We start from the raw sequence: 16,053 nt of genomic DNA on the forward strand, positions 1-16,053 counted from the left end.
ACATGAACGCGGCGCATTATCAGCGAGAAACCGCGCCTGGGGAAAGTGAAATATAGACTTTTTTTGACATTAATGCGTCAGGCGGAGTAAATAGCGGCCCTGAAGCGTATGAAAATCATTCAGTTATAAACGCGGTCGCGCATGACGCTTTTGTGACGCTGGCGGGAAGCGCGCCTTGTCATTACAATCAGCGTTTTTTAAGCAGCAGGCCGGAGAGCAGTGTGGAAAAATTTGACGTTATCATTATCGGTGCGGGTGCGGCTGGCCTGTTTTGCGCCGCCCAGGCAGGGCAGCGAGGCAAGCGCGTGCTGGTGCTGGATAACGGCAAAAAAGCGGGACGCAAAATCCTGATGTCGGGCGGCGGCCGCTGTAATTTCACCAACCTTTATACCGAGCCTGCGGCCTATCTGTCGCATAATCCCCATTTTTGTAAATCTGCGCTGGCGCGCTATACGCAGTGGGATTTTATCGACCTGGTTAATCGGCACGGCATTCAGTGGCATGAAAAAACGCTGGGCCAGCTCTTTTGTGACGACTCCGCTCAGCAAATCGTGGATCTGTTGTTGAAAGAGTGTGAAACCGGTCAGGTGACGCTGCGGCTGCGCAGCGAAGTGCTAAAGGTCACGCGCGACAACGGCTATACGCTGGAGCTGAACGGCAGCGTAGTGCAGGCCGACAGGCTGGTTATCGCTTCCGGCGGGCTTTCCATGCCCGGCCTGGGCGCTTCGCCTTTCGGCTATAAAATTGCCGAACAGTTCGGCCTGAAGGTATTTCCCACGCGGGCGGGACTGGTTCCGTTTACGCTACACAAACCGCTGCTTGAGCAGCTGCAAACGCTTTCCGGCGTCGCCGTGCCTGCCGTAATGACGGCGGAAGACGGCACCGTGTTCAAAGAGGCGCTGCTGTTTACCCATCGCGGGCTTTCCGGCCCGGCGGTGCTCCAGCTTTCCAGCTACTGGCAGCCTGGCGAATTCGTCACCATCAACCTCTCACCGGAAAGCGATCTCAATGCTTTACTCAGCGAAGAGCGCGAAATCCATCCGAATCAAAGCCTGAAAAATACATTGGCTAAAGTACTGCCTCGCCGGCTGGTGGAATGCCTGCAGCTATTGGGCATGGTGCCGGAATGTACCCTGAAACAGCTGAACGGCCGACAGCAGGCAGAGCTGGCAGAAACGCTGCACGGCTGGCGCGTGCAGCCCAACGGTACGGAAGGTTACCGCACTGCCGAAGTGACGCTGGGCGGCGTCGATACCGACGCGCTCTCGTCAAAAACGATGGAGGCGCGGGACGTGCCGGGCCTCTATTTTATTGGGGAAGTGGTGGATGTTACCGGCTGGCTTGGCGGCTACAATTTCCAGTGGGCCTGGAGTTCCGCCTGGGCATGCGCGCAGGCGTTGTAAATGACCTCCCGGCCAGTCTCTGTTACTCAGGCCGGGCGGCTGTTGCCACAAGCAGCGCAGCCTGATTAACGGACATAGTCGGCCAGAGGGATAGCGGCGCGCGGCTGGCAGCCCCTTTATTCGGCTTAATATCACGCTTACCGCCTGGAAAAAGGGTGATAAATTTTAAAAAATGTAAAACAGCAGGACTGGCTATTTCCCTTTTTACTTTCCTGCTGTCTTCTTTTAAATAACAACACTGTGTTATCAGGTAATGTAATTTTTTCGGGAAAGGCATGCCTTAAACAGGCCTGGTCTGCGATACCATAAATAAAATAACGTTGCCGCTCACGCGGCTATATTAAGTCCGTCATTAAGATGCTTACTGGAGTTTTCACTCCATAACAAGCATGCCTTTTTAGGTTAATTTCCATTGTTTCCTGTTGCAGTATTGAGTAACACTTCTGATTATATAAAATATTTTTTAAAAAAAAGCCTTCTTGCTGTTAATAGGATCAACTAATATAACCCCATGGATGACCGGATCTGCTGGCATTATGGCGCAGGAAGCATTGCTATATTTCCATTTTTACTTTCAGCCTTTTTATATAAACCCTCTCCGGCAGACAGCGCGCTCCCTCAGATACGGTAGATGTATTTATAGTTATTATGGATATTAACGAAAGGAAGCATTATGGCTATGATATTAAGGCCTTTTATCCCCGGTATTATGCTGTCTTTACCACTTTACGCTGCGGCGGCTTCGCCGTGGGTTGTCACCGATGGATCCACGCTACAGGTTACTTCCGATTATTCCTCTGTGGAACAAAACGATGTCCCGCTGGTGGTATCGGGTGCGGGCAGCCAGCTTACTACCAACAGCGGCCTGACTTTTACTACTTCGCACGCCGGGACGAGAGGGGCCAGGGTAACCGAACAGGGCAGCCTGAATCTGAATGGCGTGACGTTATCAACCAGCGAAGAAAACTCCACGGCGATCTATGCTGATTCTGGCACGCTGACCATCACCGACAGCACGATCGCTACACTGGGCAGTCAAAGCCGCGGGATCCGGGCCAAAAACAGTGATGTTACTATTATTAATTCTACGCTTACGACTAACACAATTGACGGCGCTATCGAAGTATCGGGCGGGGTGCTGAAAGCTGATGGACTAACTATTACTAGTCCTGTTGCCGGCATTGAAGTCTATGCACATGAAGGCGTGTATGGCAACGCCACGCTAAATAATATCCATTTCACGCTGACCGGTGACAAAGCCATTCAGGCTATTTTTGCGCGCAGAGGCCATGTTACCGGCACCAATATCACTATCGATACCGCTTCTGAATACTTTTCGGCTATTGAGATCGGCAACGGTACAAACAGCACGTTGATCTTAAACGACAGCACTATCAATGCGGCCTATGTCGGCATCCGTACATTGGGCGGTCATGCAACCCTAAATAACGTTGATATCACGACAACAGTGAATGATAACAATCATGCGCATAACGCCCTTGAAATAAGCGGGCAGGGCGATAGCGCTACCATTAACGGCGGCACGTTTCAAACCTCTAAGGTCAAGTCCCACGGCATTTATATGCCGCTCAGCAGCACTATACTGGACGCCACCGGCGTTAATATCCTCACCCACGGCGGCAGTTCCCATGGGATTATGGCGGGTGGCAAAGTTAATCTGACTGACGCTACGCTACTTACCTCAGGTAGTGGGAGCTACGGTCTTTATGCCACGGTAAGCTATTCCTATGCAGGAAACGTCACGGGCGACGGGATAACGGTTAATACCTCTGGCGAACAGGGCTACGGCGTGAGGACTGCCCAGGGAGCCATAATAGACCTTAACAACAGCAACATAACGACAAGTAACACCCAGGCGTATGGCGCAGTCGCCTCTGACGCTGGCGTATTGACGCTGACTAATAGCGCTATCACTACGGCCGGCGAGTTTTCAGTTGGCACCTATCTTATTCGCTCCGGCAAATTAACGTTGCACGACACGCAGATAAATACTTCTGGCGACAGTGCTTATGGCATCCTGGCTATGACAAACAGCACCGCAACGCTGGTCAATCCAGCCATTACCACCAGCGGTAAAGAGGCGCATGGCGTTGCCGCTACCGCCAGCAGCGTGGTTACTATTACCGGCGGCGAAATTGTCACTACCGGCGAAGGCACCGGGGGCATCTATGCCGGAAGTGCGGCAACCGTTACCGCCGCTAACGTCGCCGTTACCGCTTCCGGGAACAACGCGTTTGGTTTAATTGCCAACCTTGGCAATATAGAAATGACCGACAGCACCATCGCCAATACGGGAACGGCTACAGCATCAAAAGGACCGCAGGCGGCCGGGCTGTACGCGAACATCTATTCCGATACCCTGAGCAGCGCAGTCACGCTGAATAACACAACGCTGCGTAGCGAAGCGGGAAGCGGCGTGCTGGTTAAAGGCTCCGCGCTGGATCTGACGCTCAGCAACGGTAGCCTTGTCTATGGCGGCAACGGCACGGCGCTCAGCGCTGGCGCAAACGTTAATGACAAAGGCGAGGTTTTTCTTTCGACGGTGAACGTGACGGCGAACGGCGCCTCGCAGCTGCTGGGCGATGTTATCGTCAGCGACGATAGCCTCGTTAACCTGACGCTGAACGACGGCTCCACGCTGAGCGGGGCGACGCAAAACGTTAATCAGCTAATCCTCAACAGCGCCAGCAGCTGGCTGGTAACGGCCGATTCCAACCTGAACACGCTGACGATGGACGGCGGCTCGGTGGTGTTCAACAACGCTTCGGGCTTCAGCTCGCTCGCCGTGAAAGGCGATCTGGCCGGCTCCGGTTCGTTTGCGTTTAATACCCAATTGGGCGGCGACGATTCACCCAGCGACAGGCTGCTGGTAAACGGCAACGCTTCGGGCAGCTATGATGTCAGCGTCAACAACAAAGGCGGCACGGGCGCGCTGACCCACAGCGGTATTCTGCTGGTGCGCGTGGAAGGCGATGCTGATGCCGCGACCTTTGATCAGAAAAACGCCGTGGTGGCCGGTAATTATCAGTACTTCCTGAATAAAATCGGTGACAAGGACTGGTACCTGCAATCTTCGCTGACGCCCGTTCCGCCACCGGATGACGCCGCAGAGATTGATGAGGATCCCATTATTCCTGATGTGCCGGATACGGATGAGGTTGTTGAGCCGGATACGGATAAGAGCGACGAAACAGGTAATGACGCGGCGGCGCCAGAGCCGGAAGTTATTGCTTACCGCCCGGAAACAGCAGGTTACCTTATCGCGCCTTATCTGAATTCGACCTACGGATTTGACACCATCGGTACCTGGCACGAACGCCTCGGCGCTTACCAGGGCGGCACGGCCTGGGCGCGAGTCTCAGGCCGTCACGACAGGTATGCAGCCGGACGCTTTGCTTTCAACGTGAATACCACTTTCGTCCAGCTGGGCGGCGATGTCGTCACGCGTCAGTTTGCCGACGGCTGGCATCTGACGGCTGGCCCGATGATGACGCTTGGCCATCAGCGCAGTAACAATAAAGATACCGCGCGCAGCCTGAGGTCGGAACTCTCCGTTGACGTGGGTAAAGTGACCACCAACGCTTACGGCATCGGCGGCTATCTGACGGCATGGAACGACAGCGGCGCTTATCTGGATAACGTTGTGCAGCTCACGCGCTACAGCAACGAGTTCTCCAGCCTGACCCGCGCCAAAATGGACAGCTACGGCGTCGTCGCCTCGGTGGAAACCGGTATCCCGCTGACTTTAGGCGACCGGTTCAGGCTGGAACCCCAGCTACAGGCGATGGGCCAGTACATGAACATCAGCCAGACCTATTCCAGCGGCGTTAAGCTGAAGGATCAGAACCTGATGGTCGCCCGGCTGCGCGAAGGTCTGCGGTTCTATTACGATAATCCCGTGCTGAAGCCTTACCTACAGGCAGACGTGGTGCAGTTTCTGGGCCACACGCCGGGCGTTGATATGAATAACGAAACGATGCGGCCGGACGTACGTCGTGGCTACTGGCAGGCGGGCGCCGGTGTCAGCAGCCAGCTCAATCCGCACTTCAGCGTGTATGCTCAGGTAAAATATGCCCACAGCTTTGGGCCGGGTACGGAAGGCTATACCGGCAACATGGGAATACGTTACAAGTTCTGACCGCTTCAGCGGTTGCTGAAAGGGCCTGCGGGCCCTTTTTTGTTGCGCCAGACGGCTTTTTGAAATTGCTAACGGTAATGAAAATTATTATCATCCGCAGCAATTATAACTCTACCTGCGCGCTTATTGATGAAAACACCTTTCGCTCTTCCTTTTGCCGTTGGGCATTTTACCGGGAAAATTCCCCTGCTGTTACCTGGCTTACTGTTCAGCACGGCCGCGCTGGCAGCGGGCACCGCAAAAGAGCCGACGCTGACCGTAACCGCCGACGGCACCGGCGAGCCAGGCAGCTACAGCCAGGATACCGCGAGCGCGGCCAGCAAAATGCCGCTGCCGCGAAATGAAACGCCGCAGTCCGTCAGCGTGGTTACGCCGCAGGTGATAAAAGATTACCAGGTGAAAAGCGTGAACGACGCCATGAAGTTCGTCAGCGGCGTCAGCCAGGGCAATACGCTGGGCGCGATTGAGGACGGCTTCGTCAAGCGCGGCTTCGGCAGCAACTCCGACGGCTCGATCTTTATCGACGGCGTACGCAGCAACCAGGGGCTGTCGATGGACAGCACCATCGATCATGTGGAAGTGCTGAAAGGCTCGGCCTCGCTGCTGTACGGCATTCAGAATCCTGGCGGCATTATCAACCTGGTCAGCAAAAAGCCGCAGTATGAATGGCACACGCATCTTGCCGGCGAAACCACCAGCGTCGGCGGCGGCGCGGGCAGCGTGGACATCACCGGGCCGCTGGGCGACGGCTTTGCCTTTCGCCTGATTGCCGAGCGCCAGCGCGAGGATTACTGGCGTAATTTTGGCGCTAATGAACATACGCTGCTGTCGCCATCGCTGAGCTGGTATGGCGAAAAAGCCACTTTCAACATCAGCTATACCGAATATAAGTTTGATATTCCGGTCGATCGCGGCACCGCGTTTATCAATAAAAAACCGGTAAATATCCCCTATAACCAGCGTCTGGACGACAGTGCCAACCACGCCTGGGGGAAAAACAAGCGCCTGAATATCAGCTACGCCTACAGCCTGGATGAAACCTGGGAAACCCATCTCAACTACGCCTGGATGCAGCGTCGCTACGACAGTAACGAAGTCCGCGCTACGGCGGTCAACGCCGCCACCGGCATTGTCTCTCGCCGCGCGGACGCGAACCGCGGCTTCAATCACCAGACCACTTATCTTGCCTGGGACATAGGCGGCAGCCCGCAGATTTGGGGCATGCAGCACGATATTATGCTGGGCGTTGACTACGAGCAGAATGAAACCTACAAGGCCTGGTCCTATCGCGGCAAAGTGTCAAAAACCTTCAACATGTACGATCCGATCTATGGCGAAGAGCCGCCGATCAACGCCAGCACGGTGGCCGATGCGCAGAGCAATCTGCGCACCAACCTTTACAGCCGTTCGCTGTTTGCCAAAGACAGTATCCATCTGACCGATAAATGGATAGCGGTAGCGGGCGCCCGCTATCAGCGCTACACCCAAACCGCCAGCAGCGGCTGGGCCGATCCGCAGAGCACGCTCAACGATCGCGGCGATGCTTTTCTGCCGCAGGCAGGGCTGGTGTATAAGGCGCGGCCCGATCTTTCACTCTACGGCAGCTACAGCAAATCGTTTACCCCTTCAACGCAAACCGATGACGACGGCAACGTCGCCTCGACGGAAAAAGGCACGACTTATGAAGTGGGCGCAAAGTGGCAAATGTTGCCCGCTGTGTCCGCCACGCTGGCGCTGTATCGCATTGACGAGAAGGATATGTCGGTGTTAATCAACGGCAGTACGCGCAACATTCCTGAGGCGCGCTCTACCGGCGCGGAGGTGGAGATCAACGGTGAGCTGGCGCCGGACTGGAACATGATAGCCACCTATAGCCACGATAAAACGGAAATCGTTGAGGATGACGTTAATCCGGCTAACGAGGGCAATCGGCTGGTCAACGCGCCAACCAACAGCGGCAGTCTCTACCTGACGCACGCCATGCGTTTCTCCTGGCTACCGGGCGAGGTGCGCGTCGGTGGCGGCGGGCGCTACGTCGGTTCCCGCGCGGGCGACCCGGAAAACAGCTTCACGATGCCGGACTATACGGTGGCGGACGCTTTCGCCGCCTGGGACAGCAAGCTGGTGGGCAAACATACTCAGCTGAAGATCAACGTCAACAACCTGTTTGATAAAGCGTATTACGGATCCAGCGGCGGCAACCTGCGTGTTAGCGAAGGCGCCCCGCGTGAAATCGTGGTTTCCGCGTCCGTTGATTTCTGATCGTAATGGGAAACCTCATGAAAAAATGGCCTATCCTGCTGCTGCTGTTAGCCTGCAGCGCGCCGCAGGCAAAAATGCTTACCGATATTTTGCAGCGCAAGGTCACGGTGCCGGACAATCCGCAGCGCATCGTACTGGGCGAAGGACGGCTGCTCTATACGCTGGCGCTGGTGGAACAGGGCAACCCGCTGCGGCGCGTGGCGGGCTGGCCTGGCGATCTGCCGCATTACGATCGGCAGACCTGGGCACGCTACAGCGCCGCTTTCCCCGCCATCAAAAAAATTCCCCTGATTGGCGGTGCTAATCCGGGCCAGCTCAGCGTGGAAAAAATCATCGCGCTGCGGCCGGATTTGGTGATCCTGCCGCTTTACGCCAAAAAGCCTGCGGCGCAGGACAGCACGCTGATGCAGCTGGACGCGGCGGCCATTCCGGTTATCTACGTCGATACGCGGGTAGATCCGCTGAAAAATACCGTACCGAGCCTGAAAATTTTGGGTGAGGCGCTGGGTGACCAGCAGAAAGCGCAGCGCTTTATCGCCTTCTATCAACGGCATATGGCGCTAATTCATGACCGGCTGCGTCAGGCGGCTCCAGTCAGGCCACGCGTGATGCTGCAACTGCATATAGGGCGGCGGGAAGTGTGCTGTACCACGGTGGGACACGGCAATCTGGCCGATCTGCTGGCGTATGCGGGCGGCGACAATATTGCGGCCGGTCAGTTTAGCAGCGTATTTGGTCAGCTAAGCGCGGAGGCGGTGCTGGCTGCCCGTCCCGATTTCTTTCTGGCAACCGGCCTGGGCGATGCGCAGCAGCCGCATCGGCTACAGCTTGGCCCGCAGGTCGCGCCGGCCACGGCAAAGCAAAGTTTTTCGCAGGCGCTGGCGAGCGAGCGGGTTATCGCCCAGCTGGCGGCCATTCGTCAGGGCCGAACCTTAGCCGTGTGGCACAATTTTTATCTGAGCCCGTGGCATCTGCTGGCGGTCGAGGTTATTGCTAAAACGCTGCATCCGCAGCTGTTCCACGATCTGGAACCGGCCGACACGCTGCGTGAAATGAACGAGGAATTTTTGCCGCTGCCGGAAACCGGAACCTACTGGACAAGCGGCGAAAAAAGCGGAAGGTGAAAGAAAAAGCCCGCGGCTGCGGGCTTTTAAACTGACTTGCTAATGCAAACCTGTAGGCTTACTCGTTAATGCGGGGATGCTGGTTAATCAGATGCTTACGCTTCTCTTCCAGCTCGGCGATCTGCTCGCTAATATCTTCGATCTTGCTCTCGATATTGTCGTGATGCTCCTGCAACAGCTCTCTTGCCTCGGCAATATCAGAGGCGGCAGGCGTTGCACCACGCAGCGGCATATTGGCCGTTTCCTTCATCATGATACCGGTAATCAGCCCCACAACCGCTACCACCATCAGATAGTAGGCTGGCATATACAGGTTGGCGGTGTACTCCACCAGCCACGCCGCCAGCGTTGGCGTCAGGCCCGCTACCAGAATAGATATATTGAAGGCGCTGGCCAGCGCGCTGTAGCGAATATGGGTAGGGAACATCGCCGGCAGCGACGAAGCCATTACGCCCGTAAAGCAGTTCAGGATCACCGCCAGCAGCAGCAGACCGGCGAAAATCAGGCCCATCACGTTACTGTTAATCAGCATAAAGCACGGGATCGCCAGCAGCAGCAGCGCAATACTGCCGATAATCACAAACGGGCGACGGCCGAACTTATCGCTCATCAGGCCCATAACCGGCTGCACGAACAGCATACCAATCATAATCGCGATAATAATCATTACGCCGTGATCTTCGGAGTAGTGAAGGTTATGCGACAGGTAGCTGGGCATATAGGTCAGCAGCATGTAGTAGGTGACGTTGGTAGACAGCACCAGACCGATACAGGCCAGCAGGCTTTTCCAGTGTTTGGTAGCGATGTCCTTAAACGACACTTTCGGGCCGTCGGCCAGACCTTCGCGATCGCCCTGTTCCAGTTTCTCAACGTGCTGCTGGAACGCAGGCGTTTCTTCCAGCGCGTTACGCAGATAGATGCCGATCAGGCCCAGCGGCAGCGCCACGAAGAACGGAATACGCCAGCCCCAGTCAAGGAAATTCGCTTCGCCGACCACGGTAGAAATCAGCACCACCAGGCCTGCGCCTGTCACAAAGCCGACGATAGAACCGAAGTCCAGCCAGCTGCCCATAAAGCCGCGCTTGCGGTCAGGCGAGTATTCGGCCACAAAAATAGAGGCACCGGTATATTCGCCGCCTACCGAGAAGCCCTGCGCCATTTTACACAGCAGCAGCAGGATGGGCGCCCAGATGCCGATAGAGGCATGAGAAGGTATCAGGCCGATACAGAAAGTACTGACCGACATAATGACAATGGTAATGGAAAGGATTTTCTGACGACCATACTTATCGCCCAGCGCGCCAAAGAACAGGCCGCCAAGCGGGCGGATCAGGAAAGGAACGGAGAAGGTCGCCAGCGCGGCAATCATCTGCACGCCAGGGTCGGCGCCGGGGAAAAATACCTGGCCCAGCGCATAGGCGACAAAGCCGTATACCCCAAAGTCAAACCACTCCATAGCGTTACCGAGCGACGCTGCGGTAATGGCTTTGCGTAACCTGGCATCATCAATGATCGTTACGTCTTTTAAGCCAATCGGCTTAACACGCTTCCTACGTAGCTTCATATAAAGCACCCTGTAATTGACTGTTTCCCGGAAAAATCTTCCGCTCCGCTCGCGCCGCCGCAGCGGGAAAGCAGAGCGAATAGCGTACGGGCTTTCGCCCTGTCGACGGAGATAAGTAGCAAATTTGTTCGTTCGTTAACAAATATCCGTCTGCTTTCAGTATATCGTTTCTGCGCTGTGTAACATAATTTCTACCTGAAATTAGATTGTGTAACCAGCGGTTAACGGACGCAACCGCGCCCTCGACGCAGCCGAAAACGCCAGAAAAATTCACGGCGAAGGCCAGCCAGGTGAGGGGGAATAAGAAGACATTGCCCACTTTTTTATAATGAGATTAAGTCAGGCTACCTGCCAATATTAGTATTGCGCCTGCTGGCTCGATCGGTAATACTGCCGTTCGCAGTCTTGCGGGGGGGTAATGAATAATAAAAAACACGTTCATTTTAAAAACTATTGGCTGGAAAGCACAGAAGCTAATTTAAAATTCTTCCGGCCTCAGCAAACTTTTCTCCTTAATAACGGTAGGGTTTATTCACAAAAACAGATAAAGCCTGAGAGTGGAGAAATTACAGACAAAACAGGGTCTGAAGAACGCGCTTTGCTAATGGCTAAGTGGCCAGGCTTGATGCGAATGAAATTTATTCAATGTATTGATAACATTAGGTTTATATTAAAGTATCGCTTCCTGAAATATCAGCGAAAAAGCTATTGGGATATATATCAGGAGCACCAGCAGGTTTCGTCGCAAATTATCACAATGCTGGCCAGGATTAATGAACGGACGAAAGCCCGGTACGAAGAGGCAGGGATAACCCATAGCGAACAAAAAACGTTCCCCGAAGACGACGCCGTCAGGATTGCATTGCGGGCGGCGCTAAAGCTACGTAAATGAAATTGAAAATCGTTACGCTTTTTCGCCGTCGGCGTTAATTCAGCCTGTATCCGACTATTTAAACCAGCGGGCGTTGACCTTCCTGCTGCATCCAGGACATAAATAGCCGGTTGTCCATTGGGCGGGCGTAATAATATCCCTGAATAAATACTACTCCGCGCGCCTGCAAATAATGAAGCTGAGTGGCGTTTTCTACGCCCTCCGCCACAATCTTCAGCCCCAGCTTGTGGCTTAGCGTGATGATGGCGTCCAGCACCGGCGCTTCGCCCGTGGTTGATTCGATGGCATTGACGAAGCCGCGGTCGATTTTCAGGTAATCCAGCGGGAAGGTTTGCAGATAAGAGAGCGAGCAGTGGCCGGTGCCAAAGTCATCAATGGCGATATGAATACCTTCATTACGCAGCAGCTGGAGCTTTTGCACAACGTCTTCTCCGTCGGAAAGCAGGCTGCGCTCGGTCAGTTCCAGCGTGATATCCGGTCGATGTATCGCCATGCCACGAGCAAAATAGCGGATATCCTCGACAAAATCGTCGTGCTGGACGTGCGCGGCGGCCACGTTAAGCGCCAGACGGAAATCCGGCGGCAGGCTCCACTGTTTGGCATCCTCCAGCACCAGCTCCATCAGATGGCGGGTCAAAGGTATGATCATCTCTTCCGCTTCCGCCGCGGTGATAAACATATCTGGCCTTACCCAGTGGCCGTCGGGCCGCTGCCAGCGCATCAGCACTTCAGCGCCGCTGGCTTTACCTGTAACCATATGATAAACAGGCTGATAATTAACGGAGAATTCGCGATGCAGTATGGCTTTCCGCAGCTGGTCGCGGGGAGAAAGTTTACGCTTCAGCCAGTTGTTGGTCACGGTCATCAACAGCAGCGACAGGATCAGCGCCATCGGCACGAAGGTAAACAGACCCTGACGCCAGGTAAAGGCAATATCGCTGGCGGGCGAGGTCACCTCGACGCCGATAGGGTAGCGGCTGGAACGTTCGCTGAGCGTCACGGGCTGGAGCAGTCCCGACGGCTGATTGCCGTTTGCGCCGCTGCGCAAGGCGAAGCCGCCACCGAACTGTAGCCGGATACTGTTATGCTGGCTTTTGCCGACCGCGCTCATCACATCCAGCAAATACTGGCCGTCAACGATCACAAAAGCGCCGGAATGCGCGGGCGTATCGTGCATAAAAATCACGGCGGGCCTGTCTCTCACCGCCCAGGTTTGGCTTAACGAAAGCATCCACTTCGCTTTTCGATCCGTCGGCGGCTGACGCTGAATAACGGTAGCGATAGCGTTATGTATCCCGCCGAATGCGGAAGAGCAGGTTATGCGACCCTCACGCATAACGCCTATTGAGCGAAAATAGGGGGACAGCGCCGCATACTTTCTCAGCTCGTCATTGATCTCTTCGCAGGGTCTTTTCGGAAACGCCTGAAGTTCGTCAAGGGTATCCCAGGCCCGGTCGCCGATTGCTTCGGCATGCGCCAGCAGCATACCCGCCGTCGCCGCCTGCTGGCGCTTAACGATCTGTCTGGCGTCGATAAAAGTAAAGATCAGACAAAGGAGCAGCGGCACTATGCCAGCGACCGCCAGCAGCACGCCTCTTTTTTCACTGCTTCTTTTCGGCCGATCCATTCATTGTCCTCTGTTAGCGGCATCCCTGCGCCGCCTGAAAAGGTAAAGGTAGCATGGCGCGGAAAAAAAAATCAGGTGCGCCGTCGCTTAGCTAATTTTATGCAATTTATTCTCAGATTGATCGTTTCCGCCATACGTTTCTTCTGTGTCAGGATGCCCTGGCCCGGCTTCGGGCTTCCATCACGCTGTATTCAGGAGGATTTTATGAGTGGCGCACTGCATTCCGCCGAATCGCTTCGCGCGCGAATTACCGACGCGGAGTGGCAGGCTCGCGTCAAACTGGCCCAGTGTTACCAGCTGGCCGCGCGGCTGCGCTGGACCGATCATATCTACACCCACTTTTCGCTGCGGGTGCCGGGCGACAAGCCGCATTTCCTGATCAACGCTTACGGACAAACCTTCGACGAAATTGCGCCGGAAACGCTGGTGAAAGTCGATCTGGACGGCGAAATCATTGACGATCCTGTCGGCTCAGGCATCAACCCGGCTGGCTACGTTATCCACAGCGCTATTCACCGCGCCCGCCCGCACACGCACGCCGTGCTGCATACCCATACGGCGGCGGGCATTGGCGTGGCGGCGCAGAAAAACGGTCTGCTGATGATTTCGCAGCACAGTATGCGTTTTTACCGCAGGCTGGCCTATCACGATTACGAAGGCATCGCGCTGGATCTGGATGAACAGCAGCGTATCGTCACCGACCTGGGCGATCTGAACGCGCTGATCCTGCGTAATCATGGCCTGCTGACCTGCGGTGAAAATCTGGAAGAGGCCTTCTACAACCTTTATTACCTGGAAAGAGCGTGCGTGGCGCAGCTGGCGGCCCAGTCTGGCGGCGCAGAGCTGAGCATTGTGCCCGACAGCGTGGCCGAAAAAGCCGCGCGGGTTTTTGATAACGGCATAAAAAATAAAAAGTATCTGCTGCACTGGGATGCCTATATTCGTCAGCTGGCGCGTAACGCGCTTTAAGGAAAAAAGATGAAAGCGGGAAAAAGCGCGCTGGCGCTGCTGCTGGGCATAAGCCTGATAGCCAGTGCGGCAAAAGCGGAAAAAGTGACGCTGGTACTGGGCGACCAGGCGCGGAATCTACGGTCGCTGGTGGAGGCTTCCGGCGTAATGAAAGACGCGCCTTATGACTACCGCTGGGCCAACTTTCAGGGCGCCGCGCCGCTGTTTGAAGCCCAGCGGGCTGGCGCAGTGGATACCTCTTACGCGGGCGACCTGCCGGTGCTGATGGCGGCCTCGGGCGGCGTCGATCTGAAAATTATCGCCACCAACGTGGGCGACAGCGCGAGCAATGGGCTGATAGTACCCGCTGATTCACCGCTGCACAGCGTGAGGGATCTGGCCGGAAAAACGGTGGTGGTCTCCTCCGCGCGCGGCAGCATCTCGCAGCATTTGCTCTATGAAGCGCTGGAAGAGGCCGGAGTGCCGCAAACGGCGGTTTCCGTACGCTTTGTTCTGCCGACCGACGCCAGCGCCGCCTTTAATTCCGGCCAAATTGCCGCCTGGGCCACTTTCGATCCCTATCTGGGCATTGCTGAACAGCACGGCGCGCGGCTGCTGCGCGACAGCAAAGGGTTGACCACCTCGCTCTCGTTTGTCACCGCTACCGGCAGCTCGCTAAAAGATCCGCAAAAGCGGTTGGCTATCGCCGATTTCGCGCGCCGGCTGGCGCAGGCTCGCGCCTGGGGGATAGCGCATCCGGTTGAGTATAATAAGGTTTATTCGTCGCTGACTCGTCTGCCGCCGGAAGTGTCGAAAGGCATTACCGGCCGTATTTCTCATGGCATACGGCCGGTTACGGCAGAGGATATCGCTAAAGTTCAGCAGGTTGCCGATCTCTTCTCCTCGCTGGCTATCTTGCCCAACAAGGTTGAGGTGCGGGCAATAACCGATACCAGCGTCTTTGACGCGCGCTGACGACTATTTTTGCAGTTTGGGTTTTGCCGTCCTCGGCGGTCTGCCGTTGCCCAGCAGGATCGCCAGTTTGCTGCCGCCCGGCGTGGTTTCCATCAGGATTTTACACACGCTGGTGAGCGGTACGGAGAGCAGCATTCCTACCGGCCCCAGCAGCCAGCCCCAGAAAATCAGCGACAGGAACACAACCAGGCTGGAAAGCCCCAGCCCTTTTCCCATCACGCGCGGCTCCAGCATATTGCCAAACACCATATGGATCGCGCTGAAAAGCGCTGCGACCAATGCCGCTTCATACACGCCGTTTAGCAGCAGCGCCTGTAGCGTGGGCGGAATACCGGCAATAATAGGGCCGATATTGGGAATATAGTTTAAAACGAACGCCACTACGCCCCACATTAGCGCGAACTGCACATCCAGCAGCATCAGCACCAGCCAGACGGAAAACCCGGTAATCAGGCTAATCAGCGTTTTCAGCGCCAGGTAATGGGTAACGCCTTTCAGCGCTTTATGCAGCCCGGCGATGCGAATTTTAGGATTGATCAGCGCGAAACGCAGCTTGTAGGGCAGGTGATGCACTTCAAACAGCATAAACACCACTGTCATAATCAGCAGCACCAGGTTGGTCAGCGCGCCGGAAAACTGGCTGAGGATCAGCGTCGCCATGCCCATAATGGCGTTGGGATCGAGCCGCGCCGCCAGGCTGTTGGTAGAAAGATTAATATGAAAAGGCGCGGCAATATGTTGAAGCTGCGCCAGCCTTTGCGTCATTTGCTGCTGAAGCTGCGGATAAACGGTAGAGAACTCATCCGCCGAACCGGCAATCATCGCCACCAGCAGCCCGAATGCAACCAGCACCGCCGCGATCACCAGGCTGATAGCCATACCGCGCCGGACGCCGCGCCGCATCAGGATGGTAACCAGCGGGTTTAAAATAATGGCCAGAAACAGGGCCAGTAAAAAGGGAACCAGGATAGCCGATGCCGCCTTGATGCCGGCTAAAACCACGACCAGCGTCGCCATTTTTAGCAGCATATTCTGCCCCATCTTCTCCTGCTGTGGTGCGTTCATTCCTTCTCCTTCAGGCTTTTTGTGATTAAGTGTA

11 protein-coding genes are annotated in these 16,053 nt (G+C 55.5%); 7 read left to right on the plus strand and 4 right to left on the minus strand.

The annotated features are described in order from the left end of the window. Positions 1 to 221 precede the first annotated feature (221 nt). Complete coding sequence (locus AB3U87_RS16385) at positions 222 to 1,403, plus strand: BaiN/RdsA family NAD(P)/FAD-dependent oxidoreductase (protein WP_253457354.1); 1,182 nt, start codon at positions 222 to 224, stop codon at positions 1,401 to 1,403. A 22-nt stretch (positions 1,404 to 1,425) separates the two neighbouring features. Here the strand turns inward: AB3U87_RS16385 and AB3U87_RS16390 are convergent, their stop codons facing one another. Further along, positions 1,426 to 1,680, minus strand: a complete 255-nt coding sequence (locus AB3U87_RS16390) for a hypothetical protein (protein ID WP_301730949.1) — start codon at positions 1,678 to 1,680, stop codon at positions 1,426 to 1,428. 396 nt (positions 1,681 to 2,076) lie between these two features. Here AB3U87_RS16390 and AB3U87_RS16395 point away from each other — a divergent pair, with 396 nt between their 5' ends. From AB3U87_RS16395 to AB3U87_RS16405, 3 genes are all read left to right on the plus strand, one after another. After that, positions 2,077 to 5,562 carry an autotransporter outer membrane beta-barrel domain-containing protein gene (locus tag AB3U87_RS16395; RefSeq protein WP_394149765.1) on the plus strand — a complete coding sequence of 1,162 codons (3,486 nt, stop codon included), beginning with the start codon at positions 2,077 to 2,079 and terminating at the stop codon, positions 5,560 to 5,562. Positions 5,563 to 5,691: 129 nt separating this feature from the next. Then, positions 5,692 to 7,824 (plus strand): TonB-dependent siderophore receptor, encoded by a 2,133-nt coding sequence (locus AB3U87_RS16400; RefSeq protein WP_394149767.1) that lies wholly within the window; start codon positions 5,692 to 5,694, stop codon positions 7,822 to 7,824. Between the two features lie 17 nt (positions 7,825 to 7,841). Next, a complete protein-coding gene (locus AB3U87_RS16405; RefSeq protein WP_253457363.1) occupies positions 7,842 to 8,948 on the plus strand; it encodes an ABC transporter substrate-binding protein in 1,107 nt (368 codons plus the stop codon). Between the two features lie 58 nt (positions 8,949 to 9,006). On the opposite strand, the gene proP is transcribed toward AB3U87_RS16405, so the two are convergent. Beyond that, positions 9,007 to 10,512: a glycine betaine/L-proline transporter ProP gene (gene proP, locus AB3U87_RS16410; protein WP_253457366.1), complete on the minus strand. Its 1,506-nt coding sequence runs from the start codon at positions 10,510 to 10,512 to the stop codon at positions 9,007 to 9,009. Positions 10,513 to 10,930: 418 nt separating this feature from the next. Between proP and AB3U87_RS16415 the strand changes: the two genes are divergently transcribed. Then, positions 10,931 to 11,404 carry a hypothetical protein gene (locus AB3U87_RS16415; protein ID WP_301253340.1) on the plus strand — a complete coding sequence of 158 codons (474 nt, stop codon included), beginning with the start codon at positions 10,931 to 10,933 and terminating at the stop codon, positions 11,402 to 11,404. Positions 11,405 to 11,462: 58 nt separating this feature from the next. Here the strand turns inward: AB3U87_RS16415 and AB3U87_RS16420 are convergent, their stop codons facing one another. Further along, positions 11,463 to 13,031 carry an EAL domain-containing protein gene (locus AB3U87_RS16420; RefSeq protein WP_394149770.1) on the minus strand — a complete coding sequence of 523 codons (1,569 nt, stop codon included), beginning with the start codon at positions 13,029 to 13,031 and terminating at the stop codon, positions 11,463 to 11,465. 204 nt (positions 13,032 to 13,235) lie between these two features. On the opposite strand from AB3U87_RS16420, the gene AB3U87_RS16425 reads away from it, so the two are divergent. Continuing rightward, on the plus strand, positions 13,236 to 14,000 hold the full coding sequence (locus tag AB3U87_RS16425; RefSeq protein WP_369896126.1) for a class II aldolase/adducin family protein: 765 nt from the start codon (positions 13,236 to 13,238) through the stop codon (positions 13,998 to 14,000). Between the two features lie 9 nt (positions 14,001 to 14,009). Beyond that, positions 14,010 to 14,954, plus strand: a complete 945-nt coding sequence (locus AB3U87_RS16430; protein ID WP_369896127.1) for an ABC transporter substrate-binding protein — start codon at positions 14,010 to 14,012, stop codon at positions 14,952 to 14,954. A gap of 3 nt (positions 14,955 to 14,957) precedes the next feature. On the opposite strand, the gene AB3U87_RS16435 is transcribed toward AB3U87_RS16430, so the two are convergent. Further along, positions 14,958 to 16,019, minus strand: coding sequence for an AI-2E family transporter (locus AB3U87_RS16435; RefSeq protein WP_253457379.1), 1,062 nt, complete (start codon positions 16,017 to 16,019; stop codon positions 14,958 to 14,960). Positions 16,020 to 16,053 lie beyond the last annotated feature (34 nt).

The organism is Erwinia plantamica (assembly GCF_043420595.1).
In the GTDB taxonomy this organism is placed as follows: domain Bacteria; phylum Pseudomonadota; class Gammaproteobacteria; order Enterobacterales; family Enterobacteriaceae; genus Erwinia; species Erwinia aeris.

What these genes read in the sequence shown, in the direction of transcription:
- AB3U87_RS16390 (WP_301730949.1), bottom strand. Translation starts at nt 1,680, where the DNA reads ATGCCTTTCCCGAAAAAATTACATTACCTGATAACACAGTGTTGTTAT.
- AB3U87_RS16395 (WP_394149765.1), top strand. Translation starts at nt 2,077, where the DNA reads ATGGCTATGATATTAAGGCCTTTTATCCCCGGTATTATGCTGTCTTTA.
- AB3U87_RS16400 (WP_394149767.1), top strand. Translation starts at nt 5,692, where the DNA reads ATGAAAACACCTTTCGCTCTTCCTTTTGCCGTTGGGCATTTTACCGGG.
- AB3U87_RS16405 (WP_253457363.1), top strand. Translation starts at nt 7,842, where the DNA reads ATGAAAAAATGGCCTATCCTGCTGCTGCTGTTAGCCTGCAGCGCGCCG.
- proP (WP_253457366.1), bottom strand. Translation starts at nt 10,512, where the DNA reads ATGAAGCTACGTAGGAAGCGTGTTAAGCCGATTGGCTTAAAAGACGTA.
- AB3U87_RS16415 (WP_301253340.1), top strand. Translation starts at nt 10,931, where the DNA reads ATGAATAATAAAAAACACGTTCATTTTAAAAACTATTGGCTGGAAAGC.
- AB3U87_RS16420 (WP_394149770.1), bottom strand. Translation starts at nt 13,031, where the DNA reads ATGGATCGGCCGAAAAGAAGCAGTGAAAAAAGAGGCGTGCTGCTGGCG.
- AB3U87_RS16425 (WP_369896126.1), top strand. Translation starts at nt 13,236, where the DNA reads ATGAGTGGCGCACTGCATTCCGCCGAATCGCTTCGCGCGCGAATTACC.
- AB3U87_RS16430 (WP_369896127.1), top strand. Translation starts at nt 14,010, where the DNA reads ATGAAAGCGGGAAAAAGCGCGCTGGCGCTGCTGCTGGGCATAAGCCTG.
- AB3U87_RS16435 (WP_253457379.1), bottom strand. Translation starts at nt 16,019, where the DNA reads ATGAACGCACCACAGCAGGAGAAGATGGGGCAGAATATGCTGCTAAAA.